This window comes from Paenibacillus glacialis, assembly GCF_001637205.1.
Taxonomy (GTDB): domain Bacteria; phylum Bacillota; class Bacilli; order Paenibacillales; family Paenibacillaceae; genus Paenibacillus_AQ; species Paenibacillus_AQ glacialis.
Genome location: NZ_LVJH01000001.1, coordinates 1 through 21,729 on the forward strand (window position 1 = coordinate 1; position 21,729 = coordinate 21,729).

The 21,729-nt window shown below is 41.4% G+C and carries 23 protein-coding genes, 1 rRNA gene and 1 other annotated feature; all 24 genes read right to left on the reverse strand.

Translation table 11 applies throughout. The features are described from left to right. Positions 1-311 (reverse strand): 16S ribosomal RNA (locus PGLA_RS28470); the annotation flags it as partial. A 445-nt stretch (positions 312-756) separates the two neighbouring features. Next, a complete protein-coding gene (locus PGLA_RS00005) occupies positions 757-2,199 on the reverse strand; it encodes a LysM peptidoglycan-binding domain-containing protein (protein ID WP_068527043.1) in 1,443 nt (480 codons plus the stop codon). Positions 2,200-2,581: 382 nt separating this feature from the next. Continuing rightward, on the reverse strand, positions 2,582-3,484 hold the full coding sequence (gene pheA, locus PGLA_RS00010) for a prephenate dehydratase (RefSeq protein WP_068527045.1): 903 nt from the start codon (positions 3,482-3,484) through the stop codon (positions 2,582-2,584). Continuing rightward, positions 3,481-4,449: a homoserine kinase gene (gene thrB / locus PGLA_RS00015; protein WP_068527048.1), complete on the reverse strand. Its 969-nt coding sequence runs from the start codon at positions 4,447-4,449 to the stop codon at positions 3,481-3,483. Before thrB ends, pheA begins: the two co-directional genes overlap by 4 nt. A 207-nt stretch (positions 4,450-4,656) precedes the next feature. Beyond that, on the reverse strand, positions 4,657-5,943 hold the full coding sequence (locus tag PGLA_RS00020) for a homoserine dehydrogenase (protein WP_068527050.1): 1,287 nt from the start codon (positions 5,941-5,943) through the stop codon (positions 4,657-4,659). 50 nt (positions 5,944-5,993) lie between these two features. Next, positions 5,994-6,431 (reverse strand): ACT domain-containing protein, encoded by a 438-nt coding sequence (locus PGLA_RS00025; protein ID WP_068527051.1) that lies wholly within the window; start codon positions 6,429-6,431, stop codon positions 5,994-5,996. A 147-nt stretch (positions 6,432-6,578) separates the two neighbouring features. Then, entirely contained in the window at positions 6,579-7,889 is a 1,311-nt protein-coding gene (gene obgE / locus PGLA_RS00030; protein WP_068527053.1) for a GTPase ObgE, read from the reverse strand. Between the two features lie 13 nt (positions 7,890-7,902). Continuing rightward, positions 7,903-8,643 carry a Spo0B domain-containing protein gene (locus PGLA_RS00035; RefSeq protein ID WP_068527055.1) on the reverse strand — a complete coding sequence of 247 codons (741 nt, stop codon included), beginning with the start codon at positions 8,641-8,643 and terminating at the stop codon, positions 7,903-7,905. Positions 8,644-8,797: 154 nt separating this feature from the next. Then, positions 8,798-9,103, reverse strand: a complete 306-nt coding sequence (gene rpmA / locus PGLA_RS00040; RefSeq protein WP_068527061.1) for a 50S ribosomal protein L27 — start codon at positions 9,101-9,103, stop codon at positions 8,798-8,800. 17 nt (positions 9,104-9,120) lie between these two features. Then, entirely contained in the window at positions 9,121-9,453 is a 333-nt protein-coding gene (locus tag PGLA_RS00045) for a ribosomal-processing cysteine protease Prp (protein WP_068527063.1), read from the reverse strand. A 14-nt stretch (positions 9,454-9,467) separates the two neighbouring features. Then, positions 9,468-9,779 carry a 50S ribosomal protein L21 gene (gene rplU / locus PGLA_RS00050; protein ID WP_068527065.1) on the reverse strand — a complete coding sequence of 104 codons (312 nt, stop codon included), beginning with the start codon at positions 9,777-9,779 and terminating at the stop codon, positions 9,468-9,470. Between the two features lie 13 nt (positions 9,780-9,792). Further along, positions 9,793-9,878: a sequence feature (ribosomal protein L21 leader region), on the reverse strand. A gap of 58 nt (positions 9,879-9,936) precedes the next feature. Further along, positions 9,937-11,181: an Rne/Rng family ribonuclease gene (locus PGLA_RS00055; protein WP_068527067.1), complete on the reverse strand. Its 1,245-nt coding sequence runs from the start codon at positions 11,179-11,181 to the stop codon at positions 9,937-9,939. Between the two features lie 82 nt (positions 11,182-11,263). Next, positions 11,264-12,124 (reverse strand): M50 family metallopeptidase, encoded by an 861-nt coding sequence (locus tag PGLA_RS00060; protein ID WP_068527069.1) that lies wholly within the window; start codon positions 12,122-12,124, stop codon positions 11,264-11,266. Continuing rightward, positions 12,117-12,923, reverse strand: a complete 807-nt coding sequence (locus PGLA_RS00065) for a M23 family metallopeptidase (protein WP_068527071.1) — start codon at positions 12,921-12,923, stop codon at positions 12,117-12,119. Before PGLA_RS00065 ends, PGLA_RS00060 begins: the two co-directional genes overlap by 8 nt. A 280-nt stretch (positions 12,924-13,203) precedes the next feature. After that, the gene (minD, locus tag PGLA_RS00070) at positions 13,204-14,001 is read right to left on the reverse strand and encodes a septum site-determining protein MinD (RefSeq protein ID WP_068527073.1); all 798 of its coding nucleotides are present in this window, start codon (positions 13,999-14,001) and stop codon (positions 13,204-13,206) included. A 3-nt stretch (positions 14,002-14,004) separates the two neighbouring features. Further along, positions 14,005-14,667, reverse strand: coding sequence for a septum site-determining protein MinC (gene minC / locus PGLA_RS00075; RefSeq protein WP_068527075.1), 663 nt, complete (start codon positions 14,665-14,667; stop codon positions 14,005-14,007). A gap of 81 nt (positions 14,668-14,748) precedes the next feature. Further along, positions 14,749-15,279, reverse strand: coding sequence for a rod shape-determining protein MreD (gene mreD / locus PGLA_RS00080; RefSeq protein WP_068527077.1), 531 nt, complete (start codon positions 15,277-15,279; stop codon positions 14,749-14,751). Continuing rightward, the gene (mreC, locus tag PGLA_RS00085) at positions 15,279-16,151 is read right to left on the reverse strand and encodes a rod shape-determining protein MreC (protein WP_068527079.1); all 873 of its coding nucleotides are present in this window, start codon (positions 16,149-16,151) and stop codon (positions 15,279-15,281) included. The genes mreD and mreC overlap by 1 nt, the downstream gene beginning before the upstream one ends. A 54-nt stretch (positions 16,152-16,205) precedes the next feature. Continuing rightward, entirely contained in the window at positions 16,206-17,228 is a 1,023-nt protein-coding gene (locus PGLA_RS00090) for a rod shape-determining protein (RefSeq protein WP_068527081.1), read from the reverse strand. Between the two features lie 38 nt (positions 17,229-17,266). Continuing rightward, positions 17,267-17,941: a RadC family protein gene (gene radC, locus PGLA_RS00095; RefSeq protein ID WP_211269478.1), complete on the reverse strand. Its 675-nt coding sequence runs from the start codon at positions 17,939-17,941 to the stop codon at positions 17,267-17,269. 56 nt (positions 17,942-17,997) lie between these two features. Continuing rightward, positions 17,998-18,600, reverse strand: a complete 603-nt coding sequence (locus PGLA_RS00100) for a Maf family protein (RefSeq protein WP_068527085.1) — start codon at positions 18,598-18,600, stop codon at positions 17,998-18,000. Positions 18,601-18,623: 23 nt separating this feature from the next. Continuing rightward, positions 18,624-18,866, reverse strand: a complete 243-nt coding sequence (locus tag PGLA_RS00105; protein WP_068527087.1) for a DUF4321 domain-containing protein — start codon at positions 18,864-18,866, stop codon at positions 18,624-18,626. A 120-nt stretch (positions 18,867-18,986) separates the two neighbouring features. Then, on the reverse strand, positions 18,987-20,159 hold the full coding sequence (locus PGLA_RS00110; RefSeq protein ID WP_068527089.1) for an SPOR domain-containing protein: 1,173 nt from the start codon (positions 20,157-20,159) through the stop codon (positions 18,987-18,989). A gap of 193 nt (positions 20,160-20,352) precedes the next feature. Then, positions 20,353-21,726, reverse strand: a complete 1,374-nt coding sequence (gene murC / locus PGLA_RS00115; RefSeq protein WP_068527091.1) for a UDP-N-acetylmuramate--L-alanine ligase — start codon at positions 21,724-21,726, stop codon at positions 20,353-20,355. Positions 21,727-21,729 lie beyond the last annotated feature (3 nt).

Below are 21,729 nucleotides of genomic sequence, written 5' to 3' on the forward strand. Positions count from 1 at the left end.
CTCACGTCTGTCAGCGACCGGCGCCCTGGTGGCCCTTACCCTAACCAACCGGCGAAGGCGCCGCAGGCCCATCTATAAGTGACAGCGTGCTCCGCCTTTCAGTATCTCTTCATGAGAAGAAATAAATTATCCGGTATTAGCTACCGTTTCCGGTAGTTATCCCAGTCTTATAGGCAGGTTACCTACGTGTTACTCACCCGTCCGCCGCTAAGCTGTTTTGGAAGCAAGCTTCCAAAACAGCTCCGCTCGACTTGCATGTATTAGGCATGCCGCCAGCGTTCGTCCTGAGCCAGGATCAAACTCTCCATATAGTAGGTCGTTTCAAATCAGCTTTGCAGTGAATTGGAACGATCTATGAAAAGAGCGATATGCTCTTTTAAAACAAACTGACGAGAATTTTCATTCTCTATCAAATGATTTCTCATTTGTTTTGATTTCACTTTCGTGAAATCTACTCACTCGTTGTTCAGTTTTCAAAGACCAATGATTTCGTTTTGTTAGCACCAGTTCGTCTCAGTGACAACTTTTATATCATATCATGCTGTTTAAATTAATGCAAGAGTTTTTTTCGGAATGATTTTTTATACGGAATTTTTTTCCCATCAATTCATTCTATTATACGACCCAACCACAATCATCTTTCGGCTGGATTAATAACTTAACATATATTTCACTAAGTTGGCAACTGCAAATAATATACAAAAAAATAGATCAAGGCAAACTACGAACACATCGTCTGCCCTGATCGTGAAGTACTTAATTTTTCATCCAAGGATTACGTCGCTTCTGTTGTCTGACTCTTGTTTCTCTCTTTCGATCTCTGGCTTGATTCGCCAATTTACCTTTGCTTGTATTCACACTTGAAGTTTTGACCTTCTTCAATTTCGTCTCAATAATAGATTCACTGGACTCTAAAATCGAGTTACTTACATCATTGCCTATAACAGCTTTTTCCGAAATTTCTGCTTCAATACGAACTTGTGATAATTCTTGGACACTCGCATCTCTGCCATGGCATCCACAATCCTTTTGAACTTGAGCTTTAGGTTGTGAATATCCATATGACATAATCGGTTGTTGTACCGGATATTCAGTACCTTGCCCTTGCATCATCGAATGCGGGAACGTCCATTCATAAGGAGCCGTGCAGGAATATACATTTGAGCAAGTCACAGAATTATTCTCTGGTGGCGCCATGTTATTTGATAATGGTGAGAATCCTTGATTACCCCCTCCATAACCTGATACAACTCCATTAAATTGTGTACCGTAAGGTGAAAAGTTAGGATTGCCTCCCTGTACCATTTGTGGCATCACAGGATAACACGGTTGCTCAAACTGCGGCTGAGCCCAATTCGGTTGTTGTTCATAACCTTGTTGTTCCCATTGTGGTTGATTCCATGAATAACCTTCTGTAATACCCGGATAACACATATGTTCTGACACCTGCGGGCACGGATTAGATTTCTCCATCATTGGAGCCTTTTCCACAACTTCTTGAGTAGGGACGGAATACTGTATATACAGGTGTTGTTTCATTTCTATTTTCTCTTCTACAACTGGTAATTCTGGAAGTGGCATAGGTACTTGTTGCGGAGGAATATGTTGAATTGGTGCGTTGTTTGGAGCTGGTGCATTAGGGATTGGAGCATTTGGCATTGGTACGTTTGGCATTGGTGCGTTTGGCATTGGTGCGTTTGGCATTGGCGCATTGTCATGAATTTGTGGAAGTTGTGGGATAACTTGTGGTGGAATCTGAATTGGTGAAGTGCTTGCTTTCGGCCCCGTGTGAGTTTTCCCTCCCGAAGTTGTTTTATTGTGGATATCATTCTCAGCTACCAATTCTCCATTTACTACCTCTTTCATTCCAACTTTAGGAATGTTCACGATTTCCCCTACAAGCAGTGCATTCGGGTTTTTCAATTGAGGATTGACATCAATCATTTCCCTTAATGTTACTCCCCATGCTTTAGATAACTGCCAAAGACTATCTCCCTGCTTCACAACATGCTTGTGAATAATATGATCAGGCACTGGAGTAGACATGGGTTCCGTCGGAATTTTAACCTTTTCACCTATGTTTAATTTGTTCGGATCATTCAGCTGCGGATTTGCCTCAATTAGCTTTTCTAGAGACATCCCATACTTCTTAGATAACGTGTATAAACTGTCGCCCTTCTTTACCATGTGTATTTTCACGTGGAAAAAACCTCCTAAACTTCTTATAGACGGCATATGCCCGCCTTCGTTACTCTCATCTTATGCAAGTGTTAGGCGGATGACATCATTGACGACAAAAAAAATCCTCTCATGACTTAACCATGAGAGGATTTTTACTAAGAACAACCTTATTTTTGTGAGAATTATGACTCTTCCATCGATTTCTCCCGCAACAATAACCTCTACAGCCATTCCTGTGAGAAAGACTTTCTCATCAAAGTATCATCACGCATCGTAAACGATTCCTCTTTAAGCTTACTTCCTAAGAATTCACACAATTCAATTATCGCCAGAAAAAACCATCATCAATCACAGATGCTTTTGCATTCACTTTCGCAACATACTGTCCGTCTAGGTAAATCTATTGCTCTGATATTGATTGGTTCACATCCGAATGTCTTTTATAGGTGTAACAAGGATAAGAACCTAATACACGCACCTGACATCCTAAAGCCTCAATCTCTGAAATGGCTGATTGCAACAACACTGCACTATCCTCAGCCAGAACATCAATGTAGAAATAGTAATTACCCAGTTTCTTCTTCGTGGGGCGGGATTCAATTCGCGATAAATTAAGCCTTCTCCATGCAAATGCAGAAAGAACCTGGTGAAGCGCTCCCGGGAAATCTTCTGGAAGTGTTACTGTAATACTCGTTTTCATCTGATTACTTTCTAGCTGAAGACCTACTGGATCAGGACCAATCAGGACAAATCTAGTAAAGTTGTTATCATGATCCGTGACTCGCTCGGCCATCACATCTAAGTTATGAGTTAACGCCCCAAGAGCTGTACCGATGGCAGTCCATCCTTGTCCTGGGTTATTTTTGACGATATGAACAGCCTCTGAAGTACTTCCTACATTCTCTATCTCAGCTTGTGGAGCATGCTCACGAATAAACTGTAGACATTGCGCTGCGGCCACTGGGTGAGAAAGAATTTTAGTTATTTTACTGTAATCTATTCCTCCATCTTCTGAAAGAAACTCCTTCCGATCACCAATTAAATTCTGTATAGAAGGATACACCCACTCCGATTGCATAGGAACATCCACTTCATTCACGAGCCAATCCATATGTAGGCTCACTGAGCCTTCTATCGTATTCTCGATGGGAATTACACTGTAATCACTCTTGCCTAGAACGGTTGCACGAAACACATCGGAAATCTGCTTATAGTAGAGCAATTCCACAGGTTCATCACCGAACAAATGAACTACTGCCTCATGAGAGACAGATCCTTCTGGTAGTAATGCAATTCGTTTCATGCTTCAACTTCCCCTTTTATCATATCCAAAAATGAGTTAAATCGTATATTCTCACTAATAATAACGCCATCGTTTGCAGGATCAAGCCATCTGGCAGACGCTTCAATTCCATATTCCCGCAGCGTATCCAATAAATATGTTTCTAAATCCGTTTTACGTAGATTACGACGATCTACTAAAGCCAATAAAGTAGGACCCGCTCCGCTTAAAGCGACGCCAAGAGCTCCACGGTTGGGAGCCTCTTCTAAGATACGAGACATACCAGGTACTAAGCTTGCACGATATGGCTGATGTAAACGATCAGACATAGCTCTTCCAATCAGCTCAAATCTCCCCTGTGAGAGCGCAGCTACGAGCAGCGATGATCTGCTGATATTATAAACAGCATCCTCACGACTTATTTGATCAGGTAGCACACTTCGCGCTTCCGAGGTGGATAGTTGAAATTCCGGAATAACGACAAGTACCTCTAAATTGTTATCAGGTTCCAATCTTATATAATCAGCATGTGTTCCATCCCATACAGCAGTGATAATTCCGCCAAACAAGGATGCTCCCACATTGTCAGGATGACCTTCTAAATTTGTAGCCATATCGAATAACTTATCATTGGAAAGCGGTGAGCCAATTAAAGCATTCGCCGCAACCATTCCCCCAATGATAGCTGACGCACTACTACCCAGACCTCTCGTTAAAGGGATATCAGAATACATAGAGATTTCAATCTCCGGTACTGAAACACCCGCCTCATCAAAGACTAGTTGTGCGACTTGGTACACTAAATTGGATTTATCCTTAGATAATCCATTCATTTGGTCGCCATATAAATGAAACTGTGTACACTCCGACTCTTTCATCTCAATCCATGAATATATAGGTAAGGCCATCCCTAACGTATCAAATCCAGGTCCCAAGTTCGCCGTACTAGCTGGCACCTTCACACGAACCCCTTCATTTCTAATCATACCTGTTCCTCTTCCAGCTTAAGCGATATCATCCGTAACTGTTGCTTCATAGCCTCTACAACAATAGGCTGTGTAATAAATGTTAAGCACACATACTACTCTTTCTGCACCTAGGAAGTATCCTTAGCAATTCGATTTATAGACTCCTTCAGTTCCGCATAAGCAATAGATACTGAAGGAGTCGTTTCTTAAATATATTCTCTAAGTTTATCCCTCAACACGATAAACACTTTTAATTGTACGAATGACTTCAAGCCCCTCAAAATGCTCCAATACCTTGTTCATACGAGCTTTGCTTGCATCGTGTGTTACGATAATAATCTCTGCATAAGGATTATGTTCGTTGGGTTGTTGCACAACGGACTCTAAACTTACATCAAATTGAGCAAACGCTTGTGTGATTTGTGCAAGTACTCCTGCCTTATCATCAACATGTAGGAGAATAAAGTTTTTATACTTAATTTGTTCATCATCTTTGAGTTTCTTCTGTTTATATGGAACGATGGCTTTTAAGCCATTTACTCCAAGTTTTAAGTTCTTGATCGCTGCCACAAGGTCAGCTACTACCGAGGTTGCAGTAGGCATAGCCCCAGCTCCAGCTCCATAGAACATCGTCTCTCCAACAGCTTCACCATACACATACACCGCATTATACACACCATTCACGGCTGCAATCGGGTGACTCCTACGTACCATTGTAGGCTGAACACTGATACTAATGTTCTCATCTTCACGATCCGCGATTCCTAACAACTTCATTTCGTAGCCAAGACGCTTAGCATACGCAATATCTTCTTTGGTCACTTGAGAGATGCCACGCACACTTACATCCTTCAGCTCCACATTAGTTCTAAAGCCAAGCGTTCCCAGAATGGCCATCTTCCGCGCAGCATCCAGTCCTTCAACATCCGAGGTTGGATCTGACTCTGCATAGCCAAGTTGTTGCGCTTCTTGTAATACATCATCGTAAGAAGCACCTTCTTTACTCATCTTAGTCAGAATGAAATTAGTTGTGCCATTTACGATACCCATTATTTTCAAAATACGATCCGATGAAAATCCTTCAATTAGCGTACGGATAATCGGAATACCACCGGCTACACTCGCTTCGTAGAATACATCACACTGTTTCTCTTGTGCCTTAGCTAAAATTTCAGAACCATATAATGCCATTAAATCCTTATTTGCAGTTATGATATGCTTTCCACGCTCTAAAGCCTCTAAGATATAAGCTTTAGTTTGCTCTACGCCACCCATCACTTCCACAATAACATCAATCTCGGGATCACGAATAACATCCCATGGATCTTCTGTCAGTATTGCGGGATCAATAAATATGTCCCTTGGTTTATCACTATTCTTCACAGCAATTTTAGAAATAATAATTGGAGAACCCACTTGGCTGCTTAAATCCTCCTGATTTCCTTCTACAATTCGAACAACCCCTGTACCCACTGTTCCTAACCCTAATAGACCCACTTTTACTGGTTTCATTAATTTATCCCCCTCGACCACGTCATTCGTTTTTATTTGTCCATTTGTCCCTACCCTTGTCCAATCATATGGACACGTTTAACTCCTGATACACCTTTCATACCTTCTAACATGCCACCAAGTTCTTCACTAAGCCGTGAGATTTCTACAGATATGACCACATTAGCAATGCCTTGTAACGGTATACTTTGATGCATGGTTAGAACATTACCACCCAACCCTGCAACAAGACTTAATACTTTTGACAACATCCCAGCACGGTGTTCCAAATCAATCGATATCGTAACAATTCTTTCACGTTCCAGCTGATTAATAAGATGAATTCCATCTTTATATTTATAAAATGCACTCCTACTTAAACCCACTTGTTCTACGGCTTCATGAACCGTTTTAACATCTCCAGCAGCGAGCAATTGCTTCACTTGCATCGTCTTTATAACCGCTTCTGGCAAAATATCTTCACGAACTAAATAATAGCGTTCTTTCAAGAACGTCCTCTCCTCAAAGACTACTGTTTGTGTATAGTGGACATTATATTATATTTGTCCTTTGAGGGTCAAGAGATAGAAGCCCTTATCGCAAAAAAAACCGTAAACTGTACTTTAAAAGTACTGAATACGGTCGCTCTATATTCTTTAGTAATAACTACTTCCTTCAACAAACTCGAATTCAAAATCACCAAGACGAACGATCGTCCCATCTACCGCTCCACGTTTACGAAGCTCTTCATCTACACCCATTGCCCGAAGAATTCGAGCTAATTTGAGGATAGCTTCATGTGAATTAAGCTGCATTCTCTTCATCATGTGTTCAATCTTCTCACTACGGATGATGAATTCATCATTCTCACGAACAACCGTGAACGAATCATCATCTTTAGGATCCAATTTAAATACTTTTCTTTCCTTAATTTCAGGAACATCCTCTACAACAGGCTCAACTACAAGTTGATCCAGCAAATCTGTTGCGCGATATAGCAGTTCCTGTATTCCTTTACGAGTCAAGGATGAGATAGGCATGATCTCTATATCCGGTCTCACTGCCTTAACTTGTTCACGGAAAGACGCTAACAATTGTTCGGAATCAGGCATATCCATTTTATTTGCAGCTACAATTTGTGGACGCTTCTCAAGACCTGGGTTATACAATTTCAATTCCTCATTAATCTTAACCCAATCTTCAAAAGGATCTCTGCCTTCAGAGCCAGACATATCCACCACATGAATAATGACACGAGTCCTTTCAACATGACGAAGAAATTCATGTCCAAGCCCAACGCCTTCATGTGCTCCTTCAATTAGCCCTGGTAGATCAGCCATAACAAAACTACGACTGTCCCCGACATCAACCACACCTAGATTTGGCGTAATCGTTGTGAAATGATAAGCACCAATCTTAGGTGTAGCAGCTGAAACGACAGACAACAATGTAGATTTACCAACACTCGGGAAGCCCACAAGTCCAACATCCGCCATCACTTTTAATTCTAATAAAATATAACGTTCCTGACCCTCTTCGCCATTCTCAGCAATTTCGGGAGCTTTATTAGTGATCGATGCGAACCGAATATTACCTCTACCACCTCGTCCACCACGAGCTACAACAATTTGCTGTCCGTGTCTGGTTAAATCCGCAATCACTTCCCCAGTATTATCGTCCATAATAATGGTTCCTGGTGGAATACGTATATATGAATCTTCCGCATTAGCACCATGTTGGCCCCTACTCCGCCCCTTGATTCCCGGATTCCCCTTAAAGTGACGCTGGTAACGAAAATCCATCAATGTTCGAAGTCCTTCATCTACTCGAAAAATGATATCGCCACCTCGACCACCATCGCCACCCGCAGGTCCACCATTTGGTATAAACTTCTCTCTACGGAAAGCAACGAGTCCGTCACCCCCATTGCCAGCTTTCAAGTAAATCTTCGCTTTATCTACAAACATAACTTCACCTTCCTCATGTATCACACGGTACTCGTAGCTGGAAAGAACCTTGAGTGGAGTAAATCTGCTCGGCCTTTACCTGATGGCTACGTACCACATTATGAATTTGTTGCTGAAGAATTTCTGGGTCCACATGTGAACCTTCACCTTCAAAAAATGCGACGACTTCTCCATCTTCCTCATAAAGACTAAGAGTAAGCTTTCGAGTCTCACCCCAAGATGACAGTTCACCATATTGAAATGCTCGAATAGACTCCACAATGGCAGATACCCACTCTTGCGTGTCATCCGGTTTCATCCGCCCACCAAGGTATAAGTCATCTGCTATATTGACTTCAAGTTCCACATTACTTCCTATGGTACGAAAGGATTGTAGATAGAACACTAAAGATGGAATACCAAGTTTCGCAATTTTACCTTCAAGGTACATCCGCTCTTTTATTCTTCCCACACAATCGATCGTTTTATCATGCTTTCCCAACTGCATATAACCATACAAAATCTGTAAATCATTCATCCAATCATGCCGATGATGATTCAAGGTCTTAATAGCCGCTTGTTCAATACTTTGAACGACTAGCCGCTGCTCTCTTTCATTCTGTCTATGAATAGATGCGATCACGATCCAAAGTACTGTTGCCATCCAAAGCGTAAGCAAGATGTACCATACTAACGCTGGATACCATATGACTAATGACAAAGGAATCCAAGTTGAGATGATAGCTAAAGCCCATAACTTTTTCCACGATTTCACAGCTTCTCCTCGCTCCTAATCACCTATTGGGTATTTTAACCACTTCATAGTATAGCACAGAATCATTTACCAAATCATCCTAAAACCTACAAAAAAGCCCCCGGCACTTATTGGCCGGAGGCTTTTTATCAGTTCACAACTGTTTCAATAGCAATTAAGCTTCCACTGCTGCCGCTACAGGAGCTACCGGATAGACGCTTACTTTCTTGCGATCGCGGCCCCAACGTTCAAATTTCACAACGCCTTCCACTTTCGCGAACAAAGTATCGTCACTACCGATACCAACATTCGTACCTGGATGAATTTTAGTTCCGCGTTGACGAACTAGGATACTTCCGCCAGTAACCGTTTGTCCGTCTGCACGTTTCACACCAAGACGCTTCGATTGGGAATCACGTCCGTTTCTTGTGGACCCAACACCTTTTTTCGAAGCGAATAACTGAAGATTCAACTTTAACATGTTGTCTACCTCCTTCTTTAAAGAATAGCTTCTTCTATTAAAATATACTTACCGTAGGATTCAGCAATATTATTCAACATAACTAGCATAGATTCCAGTAGTAACTGCACTTTGCTTCCAGTAGCATCATCCTCAATAAGAGGAATCATTCCACTTAAGAAACCATTATGCATATCACAATTCAAAGTAATACCAGTTAACGTTTCAATCGAATTGACGGTTCCAACAGTAACGGCCGATACTCCGGCACATACAATATCTTCTCCAGCCTTCGCATAATTCGCGTGTCCCTTGATCTTAAAACTCTGGATTATACCACTATGATTACGAAAGATTCGTACGACAATCACTTGATCGCACCTTCTTACGCCTGAATTTTTCCGATAGTTACTTTAGTGTATGGTTGACGATGACCTTGCTTCACATGATAGTTCTTCTTAGGTTTGTATTTGTATACAACAACCTTATGACCTTTACCATGTTTCTCAACTGTAGCGGCTACAGTTGCACCGGAAAGTAACGGTGTACCTGCTACCAATCCATTGTCATCACATACTGCTAGTACACGGTTGAAAGTAATACTTTCTCCGTCTTCTGCGTATAGTTTCTCAACGAACAACACATCGCCTTCTTGCACTTTGTATTGCTTACCACCTGTTTCGATAATAGCGTACATATTCTTGCACCTCCTCATGTCTCAGACTCGCCTAATCTAGGTGACAGTACTGTAAAAACACTGCACTTCACAACCCGACCGGAGCGGTTACAGCATGTGTAGGACAAACAATCACCAGACACATACTCATAGATGATACCATAATCCCTGCGCATAGTCAATGAATTGTAATTACGTTTATTCTACCCGTACCACTACAACTATCACATGTTTTATCAAACATAACAGATGTATCTTCTCGAACCTTTTTACGTGTGAGTTCTAGTAGACCAAGTTTCGTCCAGCCCACAATTTGACTTTTGGCTCTGTCTTTTTTCATAACAGACTCTAGAATTTCCACCACACTCTGTCGATTAACTTCTTGCTCCATATCAATAAAATCAATAACGATAATTCCGCCCACATCTCTTAGACGGATCAACCTAGCAATTTCTTCAGCGGCTTGTAAGTTCGTCAATGTTACTGTTTCTTCCAAACTATACTCACCCGTATATTTACTTGTATTTACATCAATGACCGTTAGTGCTTCTGTATGGTCCCATACAATGGTTCCACCACTTGAAAGTGTGACTTTTCGAGAAAGTCCTTTGTCTAATTGCTCAAGAATACCATACGCCTTGAATATGGATTCAGCAGCATGATACACCTTCACGGGTATATGTATACCATTCGACATTTCAGACAGATACGCTTCTGCTTCATTTGCTTCCTTAGCATTATTAATAACAAGTTCATCTTGTATGGGGTCTAACACATCACGAATCAGACGCTGCACGATACTCAAGTCTCGATGTAGTAGACTAGGAGCTTCCGCTTGATTCGCACGCTCTTGGATGAGTTCCCACTGCGCACGCAGGAAATTCAGGTCGCCTTGAATGGCCTCACGAGGTTCATCTTGCGATACTGTTCTCACAATAATTCCTTCTCCGCGGAATCGCATTTGTTCACATAAAATCTTGAGTCGCGTACGTTCGCTCTCTCTTTGAATCTTCTTCGACACAGCCACATAGTCTGATATCGGCATATAAACGACCCAACGTCCAGGGAGCGAATAATGAGTAGTCACACGCGGCCCTTTCCCACGAAGTGATTCTTTCATCACTTGGACAACAACCTCTTGTCCTACTTTCAACAATTCTTCTATCGAAGGTTTAATCTTCGGTTGCTTCTCAAGATGGGGGTGTAGCACATCATCAACATACAGAAAGGCGTTCTTCTTGTGTCCAATATCAACGAATGCAGCCTGCATACCAGGTAATACATTAACAACTTTTCCTTTATAGAAACTACCTACTAAACTTTCACTTTGGCTGCGTTCCGTTGCAAACTCAATAAGCTTTCCTTCCTCTATGAGAGCCATCTGTGTAAACTTAGGTTCACAGTTAACGATCATCTGTTTCATGGCTTCACCTCTGCTAGAAGACATTTCACTTCATAGTGCATGAAATCTCTAATGAATTTTGTATAATTTGGTCTCTTCACTGTTAAGGAAGGCGACGACCCTGAGAAAAATAGGCTGAAATAAGACGTTGCTCCGGTAAAACCACAATAATTTTACCATTTTTATCCATTATATAGATTAAATGATATTTCTCTCTCTTAAATAGACGCAAAATATTCTCTAAATGTTTCGCCGCGTCCACAATAATCGGATGGGCATTAGTACCTTTTGCGGAATATTTTATATGAATCGAGTCTCTATTCATCAAAAACCTCATAAAGCGGTATGGAAGATTGCGATAATCTATAAGATTTGAATAGAAAAGAAATATTCCAATCATCAATATATTTAGCTGGATGATTCCTTCTCCCTTAATTAGAGGAAGCAATGAAAACAAGATCACGACCATACTAGTAACTATACTCACTCTTGAAGACCATAGCAAAGTAAAATGATAAGGATAATAACGACTGGCTAGAGACTGTAATATTTTACCCCCATCAAGTGGGAGAATCGGTAGCAAGTTAAATACAGCAATAACCATATTACCATGCACGATATAAGAAATAAACTCGATATTCCCCCATCCTACTGCCATAAAGGTCATTCCAATAACCATCATGATCCCATTCTGAAGAGGTCCTGCCAAGGCAATAATAATTTCCTTCCATGCTGTGAGTTTCCCGTGGTCTTCAATAGACACAACGCCTCCAAAAGGAAGTAACTGAACAGATCGGACCTTAATACCCATTACTACCGCAGCACTCATATGTCCCATCTCATGTATAAGCACGATAACGAAAAGTGTAATTAGCTCAATAAAACTACCTGTCAGAATTGACATTAACATTACAATAACAAAAAGAGGATGCAACGATAGTGTTACCCCACGGATATTAATCAAAAGACATCACTTCCGTGGGATCGATATATTCTTGACCTTGCAAGATAGCAAAATATAAGAATGGTAACTGCTCGGTTGGAGTAGTAGATAATAATCCAAGTGAATCGCCAGCTTCGATCCAATCATTTATTTTCAATGTCGTATCTAAATGCCCATAAATGGTCACCATCCCACCTGCATGTTGAACCTTTAACGTCTTACCCAATTCCGAATCTGTCAGCACCTCAATAACACGTCCCGTTGCTACGCTTTTAACCTGTTGTTTAACATTTGAATCGCCATTAGGAGTGATTTCAATTCCTTTAAGAGCCACAGAATATGGCATTGTTATATTTCCCTTCATTGGAGTAATCAATGAAAGTGATGCGATGACTTTCTGTGGATCATTCTGGCTTTCCTTGAAGATAGGGATAATCGTAGGTACTTCTCCGAAATGGGAAACATACCAAGCCTCTGCTGCTTGAAAGTCCATTTCTCGGTTCAGTGACTGTGCAATATATTGTTGAACGTTAACTGCCCAAGGCTGTTCGAACCGGTATACTCCAACGATCAATCCAAATAACAAGCCACTAAGTAACAATCGCCAAATAAAGCTCGAAAAGAAATGATTTTTCTTAACATCTCCATTTAATTCATGTAAACGGCCACGTTCCTTTTTCCACATTGCTTCAGGATCTGGTTCCTGAACTATAGGATAACCCTTGGGTAACTTCTTCGTATCGAGTGGAAGCTGATTATAGTCTAATAATTCCTGAATTCTCTCCTCTCGGCGTTGTTTCAATGCTGATTTATCATCCATTTCGTCACTCCCCCTAACGAGGCTCTTTTCACCTATTTTATGAGGGATGTCCATCTATTTAGAACAAGCTTACTTCTACCCGAATGAATAGTACGATCTATATGAAGAACTAACCAAGAAGAAACAGCTTCACCGTCCATTAAGAACGGGTATCCGAATCTTCGGAAATATAAGAAGTAGAATATCAAGTGAAACTTTAACTTTCTTATAGTATTAGAAAAGGAACCCTCCCTAGAGTAGAAAAAACTACTTTTGGACAGTTCCTAATTATATTACTCTATTATTTTCCCATTCCAAAAAACTTTTTAAAACGTTTGAACGCACCCTGTTCAGTATTCATTTGCATCAGAGGTACTGTATCCCCAAGAATTCGACGAGCAATATTGCGATAAGCAATCGCAGCTCTAGAATCCGGATTCATCACCGTTGGTTCCCCGTTATTGGCTGCTTTAATCACATACTCATCATCGGGTACGATCCCAATCAAATCAATATTCAAAACTTGAAGGATATCCTCAATATCTAGCATATCACCAGACTTAACCATATTATGCCGTATGCGATTCACAACGAGTTTTGGAGATTCCACATGGGAACTTTCTAGTAGTCCAATAATTCGATCAGCGTCTCGAACTGCGGCATTCTCAGGTGTCGTAACCACAATAGCCTTGTCTGCTCCAGCAATCGCATTCTTAAACCCTTGTTCAATACCCGCTGGGCAATCGATGATCACGTACTCATATTCCTTCTTAAGTTCAAGAATAATGTCTCTTACCTGCTCAGGTTTAATCGAGTCTTTGTCTTTGGTCTGTGCCGCTGGGAGCATATATAATTCATCGAAACGTTTATCCTTCACTAGCGCTTGCCCAAGCCGACATCTTCCCTCAGCTACGTCGACCAGATCATAAATAATACGATTCTCAAGGCCCATGACCACATCCAAATTACGCAAACCTATATCGGTATCCACTAAACATACTTTTTTGCCAAGCAAAGCAAGTGCTGTTCCAATATTGGCTGTTGTGGTTGTCTTACCCACTCCACCCTTACCAGAAGTGACAACGATAGCCTCTCCCATGTACTACACCCCCTTAAACATATTAAAATCTCGCCGTAATCGTACAATGTTACTCATCTTATCGATCTGCATAACTCCATCTTGCAAATATGCGAATTCCATACGAGTCTCCCATGTCTCCCACTCATCAGGTGGACGGCTGATCATATCAGAAATCCGTAATTGTGTTGGAGCAAAATGAGAAGCAGCTATAACAGTCTCTTCGTTACCTTCAAAACCCGCATGAGCCATTCCACGTAATGCGCCTAAAATATAAATGTCCCCAGTACATGTCACAGAACCTCCTGGATTCACATCTCCAAGAAACAATAGATTTCCATCATGATGAAGAACTTGACCGGAACGTACCATTCCGCTCATCACAGTAATGTTGCTTCCTAGGACCTCTTCCAGTTGTAATTCTGGCGATTCAACCGACCGTACCAACAGATTGCCTTTTTGCTTCATAATCTCGAGGATGTCCTGCTTCTGCTCTACGGTGATAAACCGCGAACCCAGTTTTATATCAACATGTATAATTGGACCAGCTAAAATATTGGTATGGCTATGCTCCAGTTTATAGCGAAGTTCGGTCAATAAATCCTCGAAATCACATTCGTCCTCAAGTAGGAATACCAGGCCATCTTTGATGCCCTTAATCGTGACGTGATTGGATTTTACAGTCATAAGCCTGCCCCTCCCATCTTCTTTCATTTCGTCCCCAGAGTCCCAAGTTCCTGCTTTGATCTCTAAATAATCGAATTTAGCCTAAGCTGCCTTCTCTTTTTGGTTAAGTTTACTAATCTTCTCTAGTTGAGATCTTAGAGGAACATAGATCATTAATCCAAAAACAAAGTGAACGAACAAGTCAGGAAGGATATGATGCACTAAAGCCCAATCGTATGACGTATGATTCAATTGAAATAACTTATATATCCCAAATAAGGTGCTGTCTAATAGCAGACTTCCCAGAATTATGGCCGTCATCATAATAGGCATAGGTGCCCTTGGAGCTTGAAATATGAAGCCCATTAGATAGGCTGACAACCCCATCGCAAAGGAATACGTTCCCATGATCTGTCCATAAAAAACAATATCATGCATGATACCAAATACGATTCCAAGTACTAATGCCGTATGACGATGATTATAGATCGATACAAACAGAATCACTATGTAAACCAAATTTGGTACGATTCTAGTCTGCCAAGAATCAGGAATAAGCCATGGTACAACAGTTCCTTCTAATATGAAAAGTATGAATAACAACAGAATAAGAACAGGCCTACGCATCATCACTATTCAAGAACCTCCGGTGTAAACACGACAAATAGTTGTTTCCAATCCACAAAGTTTGCAGAAGGCGAAATCGTCGCTGTTCTCAGCAGTCCCATTTCTCCGACTTGAACGCTATCCACAGTTCCAATGATCATTCCTTGTGGATACAGTCCACCACTTCCTGAAGATACAATCGTATCCTTCTCCTTCAGTGGATCATCCTCTTTAATTCCTGTCATAAGTAATGTATCCGTCTTCTCGTCATAACTCTCAATAATACCAAAGGTCTTATGGTTATTAAGAGATGTTACTGCAATCGCGTTTGTATTAGGATCCTTAACATCCATGGTCGTAATCAGCTTCACCGTTGAAGTAAAGTTACTAACTTTACTTACGACTCCAACGAGGCCATCTACAGAAGTAACAGACATGTCGACCTTCACACCATCACGTTCCCCAATATCTATAACCAATGAACGATTATTGGGATCCGTATTCACACTAACCACCTGTGCAATGTGGTGTTCATAATTATTTTTTTCAAGTTGTGCTTTTGTGAAATTAAGGGCGGTTTTGAGCTCTATATTCTCAGATTCCATAAAGTTAAATCGTGCTTTCTCGCGTGTATACTGTGCGAGAGCGATTTTAAGTTCCTCGTTCTCTTTATGAATATCCTTCATGTTACCGATATCTTCAAACAAGCCCGCTATGTAGCCAGCGGGCTTATAAAAGATGTTTTGCACAAAACCGACCGTATCTCTTAGGAATTTCTCAGGCCAAGACAAAGTTGTCCTAGGCCCAAGTGTAAATCCCATTAAAGCTATGAACATAACAAGGCCAATTAATATAACAAACAATCGTTTGTTTCCAAGCAACTTAAACAGTTTCAACACCCTCTAACATTGCTTATTTCTATCCCATATCAGGGGTACATTCATATTCTTAATCTAACGTCTTGATCTAGCCGAACTTTTAAACAAATGAATGTTATCTAACGCCTTACCTGTACCAATAGCTACACAATCTAACGGGTTCTCTGCGACGATAACCGGCATTCCGGTCTCTTGTGCAAGTAACTTGTCCAAGTTACGCAATAGAGCGCCTCCGCCAGTCAATACGATTCCACGATCCATAATATCTGCTGCAAGCTCAGGTGGACATTTCTCGAGTGTTACCTTCACTGCTTCAATAATAGCATTCACAGTATCGCCTAGTGCTTCGCTAATTTCGTCAGAAGTAATCGTGATGGTCTTCGGTAATCCTGTCACCAAGTCACGACCGCGAATTTCCATCGTTTCCACTTGGTCTAGTGGTAGAGCAGAGCCGACTTCCATCTTCAACTGTTCAGATGTACGTTCACCAATCATCAAGTTATATTGTCGTTTGATGTATTGGATAATAGACTCATCCATTTCATCCCCAGCGACACGAACTGAACGACTTGTTACAATCCCTCCAAGAGAGATAACTGCAACTTCCGTTGTACCTCCACCGATGTCAACAACCATGCTACCCGTTGGTTCCCAAACCGGAAGATCCGCACCAATAGCCGCTGCAAAAGGTTCTTCAATAATATAAGCTTCACGTGCACCTGCTTGCTTCGTTGCATCTTCAACAGCACGTTGTTCCACAGCTGTAATTCCTGAAGGAACACATACCATGACATTAGGATGACGTTGAAACATAGAACGTTGCTTCTGAGCTTGCTTAATGAAATATTTAATCATCGTTGCTGTAATATCAAAATCTGCAATAACGCCGTCTTTCATAGGGCGTATCGCTTGAATATTACCAGGTGTACGACCAATCATCTTTTTAGCAGATTCCCCAACAGCCTCAATGCTTTTCGTATCCAATCTAATCGCTACAACTGAAGGTTCTCTAACAACAATTCCTTTACCACGGACATAAACGAGTGTATTTGCTGTCCCCAAATCAATCCCTAAATCTTTCGTAAACCCACCAAACATGCTGTAAACTCCCTTTCTGTGTCAATCTTAGCAATATATCACATGAAGCCTTGTTCCTTCAAACTCACAAAATCGCCATCGCCAATAATGACATGATCTAATACATCAATTCCAATGATTTGACCCGCTTCTACTAAACGAGAAGTCAGAGCTATATCCTCCGGACTAGGTGTTGGATCTCCGCTAGGATGGTTATGTGCGCATACTATCGATGCGCTACTACATTTAATTGCCGCCCGAAACACCTCTCGTGGATGAACTATAGAAGCGTTCAAACTACCCATAGAAAGTGTTTCTTGAGCTATGATGTGATTTTTTGTATTTAGAAATAAACAAACGAAATGTTCTTTTTGTAAATATCTCAATTGTTCACTCAGTACATCGAATGCATCACGAGGACTACGAATAGTCACCGTATCGCCCATACGAGCTCTAGCCAATCGTTGTCCTAGTTCAATTCCAGCTTTGAGCTGAACTGCCTTCGCATTTCCGATACCTTTAATTTGTGTAAGTTCATCGATGCTGAGGTCAACTAGATTACGAATACTGCCAACTTTATTCATGATCCGCTCTGCCAAGTGGATGGCCGATTCTTGATGAGATCCTGTTCGTAGCAGTATTGCTAACAATTCAGCGTGGCTTAAAGCCTCTGCCCCATAATGCATCATGCGTTCTCTTGGTCGTTCTTCATGGGGGAGGTCGCGCAATAGCATTGATTGCGACTCCACTCTATTCCCCTCTTTCCGCTCAATTCAAACATTCAAACAGACTACAAGACATCCATCCCTAATTCCGACAACATATCGGAGAGGAGAGAAAGCGGCAATCCCACGACATTGAAATAACATCCATGAATACTGTCAATTAGCGTTGCTCCGAGTCCTTGTATCGCATAAGAGCCCGCTTTATCAAAAGGTTCTCCACTATTTACGTATGCTTGAATCTTATGATCAGACAAAGGTTTCATGGTAACCGAAGTCACCCTATGACTGATCAACGTTCTTCCTGTCATTACATCTATACACGCTACGCCTGTATATACCTCATGGGTCCTACCTTGGAGAGAAGATAACATGCAATAAGCTTCTTGACCATCCTTAGGTTTACCAAGTACCTGATTGTCTAATAGCACAATCGTGTCACTACCTACAATGATAGAAAGTTCTGTCTGCCCCAAGAATGTCTGATGCACAGCTTCCGCTTTGCGAAGGGCCAATCCCTCTACGATCTCACGAGGGGTCCAGTCCTCAGGTGTATCTTCCTCTGCATGACTGGGTTTAATTTCGTATGGAATACGTAGAGAGGAGATTAGCTCCTGCCGACGCGGGGATGTCGATGCCAGAATAATTCGGTGTGAGTGTTGTGAATTCAAATAGAGTTCTCCTTTATCTTCGATTATAGCTTACGGTACAGCCACACGGAGATAATCATACTAATCAAGCTAAGCAAACATAGTTTCAATTGAATGGTGAAATCATAACTAATAATATTCAAGTCAGCTTGTGGTGACCATCGAATCACCTTTGATGCAGTAAGAAAAGATAGACTTTGAACAGGCTCAAGCGCTATGGCAATCCATGCTCCTACCAACCAGCCAAGCAGCAGAAACAATATAAGCATTCCTACGTTTCTCTTCATTCATATCTTCCCTCGCCATTTTTTGACACTCACATTATTATACGGTTATTTCTAGCTCAATACAAACAAAAATCCGATAGGGGAAGTATTTCCAATTTCCCTACCGGATACATGATCTATTTAATTCTTTTTCATCATATTAATAATTTCTTTTTGCCCCATCATATATTCCATCATGTAAGACTGTATTTCCCACAAATGACCTTTTGATGTGTTTCTATTGTACTCCGTCACGGATGATAGAGCGCTATTCATGGTTTGTTCCATCTTTTTCCCTATCGCAACTACCTCGGGACTAAGACCCGCTTGTAACGTTTTTATCGATCCTGTCCATACTCTGTGCAGTTCAGTTAGTACGGCCATTTCACTATTACTAAGAGGTATCGGGCGTTCCATTCCAAGCAAAGATGCCGAATGGGTACTTAAAGAAGAGATAAGATCCGTACTAACAGCAAAGTAAGATTTAAGACTTTCAGCATCCCCCGAGAAAGTAAGCTCATTGGCTGAGGGAAGCGTAATCTCCCTTACGTAGAGCTCCACACCTTGTGTCTTCAGCTGATTACTAAGTAATTTAGCTTGTTCACGATCAGTAGATATACCCGCATATACCCGATATCCCAGATCTGGGTCATCTCCTGCAGCGAGACCAATCTTCTGAAGCTCCTGCTTGGCTGTCTCCACACGTTCAGCATTGCTGAACACACCATATTGCAACATATAATACGTCTGTGGTTCAATCGTTACTGCAACCGCTGCGATCTGGCCTTCGGTCTCGACGGGTATATTATTACTCACCGGTATACTTTCAATAACTGCGCTTTTTTCTGAACCAGTAGAAAATATACTTCCTACATCAAAGAAGGAAAGGACCACGAAGCCGAATAATGCTCCTGTGACTACCGCTGCCGTTACGGTGCCAACTACTTTCCACATTGGAGTAGGTCGACGAGGACGATACTCGGCATAATTATGCTCGTCATCAGGTCCTATGATTCCTTCGTTTAAACCTACGTTGTCGCGAAAATCATCGAATGTATCTTCTAATGGAGTAACTCTTTGATAACGGTTTGTCATCAACTCTTCCCATGCCTCATTCTTACTAAATGGATCTCCCCATCCGTCTATTGGCTCTGGTACAACCGTTAACCTTGGGTAACTTATATCTCCAGATTCATCTATTGACTCACTTCCAACTACACTTTCCATGGACTTCTCCACTTTGGAACTACCTTTAGTCTGCTCCAAGTGCCGTTCACCTACGTCAAATCGAAATGTCATTCTTCCTTTATTCACGATTACCACCTCACCTTGTCTCATCATCTATTATTTAGATATATGATAGATTTAAGAAAGATATGTTCAGCAAGGTTCTGTAAATATGAAAAAATATAAATGTCTAATGTTAATAGTCGCTAAACAGCAAAACGGCAGATCAAGGATCAACTCCTTGGTCTGCCGTTTTTTTAGAAATATATAAACACTAACCTTATTTCTTATTCAAATCTTTAGCTAATTCAGCTCCAACTTTCCAGATATCTCCTGCTCCCATCGTTAGCACTACATCTCCAGATGCCACTCTTGTCTTCAAATCTAGCATTACATCTTCCTTCGTCGGAAGATATCTTGCCCTAGCATTACTGTTCTGTACGATAAGCTCGACTAATTTGGAAGAATGAACGCCTTCAATTTGCTTCTCCCCCGCAGGTGAATAGATATCCGTAATAATAACCTCATCCGCTTCACTGAAAGCTCGGCTGAAAGCATCGAGTAGAAAGAACGTACGCGAATATCGCTGTGGTTGAAATACCGCAATAATTCGTTTACCTGTTGCCTTAGCTGCACTAATCGTAGCTTCAATCTCCGTTGGATGATGTGCATAATCGTCGATGATAAGAATGCCGTTCTCCTCACCTAGAACCTGGAATCGCCGCTTAGCACCATTAAACTCCGATATTCCTTGTACAATCGAATCGAAAGAAATACCCGATGTCAAACAGACAATAATGGTTGCCATCGCATTATACACATTATGAAGACCTGGAACAGACAAAGCTACAGTCCCAAGCTTCTCACCACGATGACTCAACATGAATGAAACTTGGCGATCTCCAAGAACAATGTCACTCGCCATATAATCTGCCTCTGATTTAATACCATAGGTAACAATTGAACAATCTAGCTGAGGCAAGATTGACTGAATGTTATGATCATCTCCACAGACAACAGCAGTCCCATCTTTCCGAATCTGATTCAGAAATTGAACATATGCTCCTTTTAACTGTTCGAAATCACCGTTATAATTTTCCAGATGATCCGCTTCAAGATTGGTTACTACACCCAGCCATGGGTGATAATGAAGGAACGAACCATCGCTTTCATCCGCCTCAGCAACAACATGTTCCCCTTGACCTGCTTTAGCGTTCGTTCCCACATTCATAATTTCCCCACCAATAATATATGTAGGGTCCACGCCACACTTCTCCATGACTAATGCTATCATCGATGACGTAGTCGTCTTACCATGCGCACCTGCAACAGCTACGCCTTTACGTTCATTAAGCAGTCTAGCCAACATTTGTGAACGGTGTAACGTCGGAATGTTTAACTGTTCCGCTTCCACTCGTTCCACGTTATCCTTGGATAATGCCGTAGAATATACGACCAAGTCAGCACCATGTACTTGTTCTGCGGTATGACCAATATAAATTTTGGCTCCTTTAGCTGCCAACTTTTCCGTCAATTCCTGAGACACCACGTCAGACCCTGTGACTGTATGCCCCATTTCTAACATGACTCTTGCAATGGCGCTCATTCCGTAGCCACCAATACCAATAAAATGAACATGTTCTGATGTATTCAACAG

Excerpts from the sequence above, each read along its gene's own strand:
- rplU (WP_068527065.1), bottom strand. The coding sequence starts at position 9,779 with ATGTACGCTATTATCGAAACAGGTGGTAAGCAATACAAAGTGCAAGAA.
- minC (WP_068527075.1), bottom strand. The coding sequence starts at position 14,667 with ATGACTGTAAAATCCAATCACGTCACGATTAAGGGCATCAAAGATGGC.
- radC (WP_211269478.1), bottom strand. The coding sequence starts at position 17,941 with ATGCTATTGCGCGACCTCCCCCATGAAGAACGACCAAGAGAACGCATG.
- PGLA_RS00020 (WP_068527050.1), bottom strand. The coding sequence starts at position 5,943 with ATGAAACCAGTAAAAGTGGGTCTATTAGGGTTAGGAACAGTGGGTACA.
- obgE (WP_068527053.1), bottom strand. The coding sequence starts at position 7,889 with ATGTTTGTAGATAAAGCGAAGATTTACTTGAAAGCTGGCAATGGGGGT.
- thrB (WP_068527048.1), bottom strand. The coding sequence starts at position 4,449 with ATGATTAGAAATGAAGGGGTTCGTGTGAAGGTGCCAGCTAGTACGGCG.
- PGLA_RS00090 (WP_068527081.1), bottom strand. The coding sequence starts at position 17,228 with ATGTTTGGTGGGTTTACGAAAGATTTAGGGATTGATTTGGGGACAGCA.
- rpmA (WP_068527061.1), bottom strand. The coding sequence starts at position 9,103 with ATGTTAAAGTTGAATCTTCAGTTATTCGCTTCGAAAAAAGGTGTTGGG.
- minD (WP_068527073.1), bottom strand. The coding sequence starts at position 14,001 with ATGGGAGAGGCTATCGTTGTCACTTCTGGTAAGGGTGGAGTGGGTAAG.
- PGLA_RS00065 (WP_068527071.1), bottom strand. The coding sequence starts at position 12,923 with ATGGATGATAAATCAGCATTGAAACAACGCCGAGAGGAGAGAATTCAG.
- PGLA_RS00055 (WP_068527067.1), bottom strand. The coding sequence starts at position 11,181 with ATGAAACAGATGATCGTTAACTGTGAACCTAAGTTTACACAGATGGCT.
- pheA (WP_068527045.1), bottom strand. The coding sequence starts at position 3,484 with ATGAAACGAATTGCATTACTACCAGAAGGATCTGTCTCTCATGAGGCA.
- PGLA_RS00105 (WP_068527087.1), bottom strand. The coding sequence starts at position 18,866 with ATGAAGAGAAACGTAGGAATGCTTATATTGTTTCTGCTGCTTGGCTGG.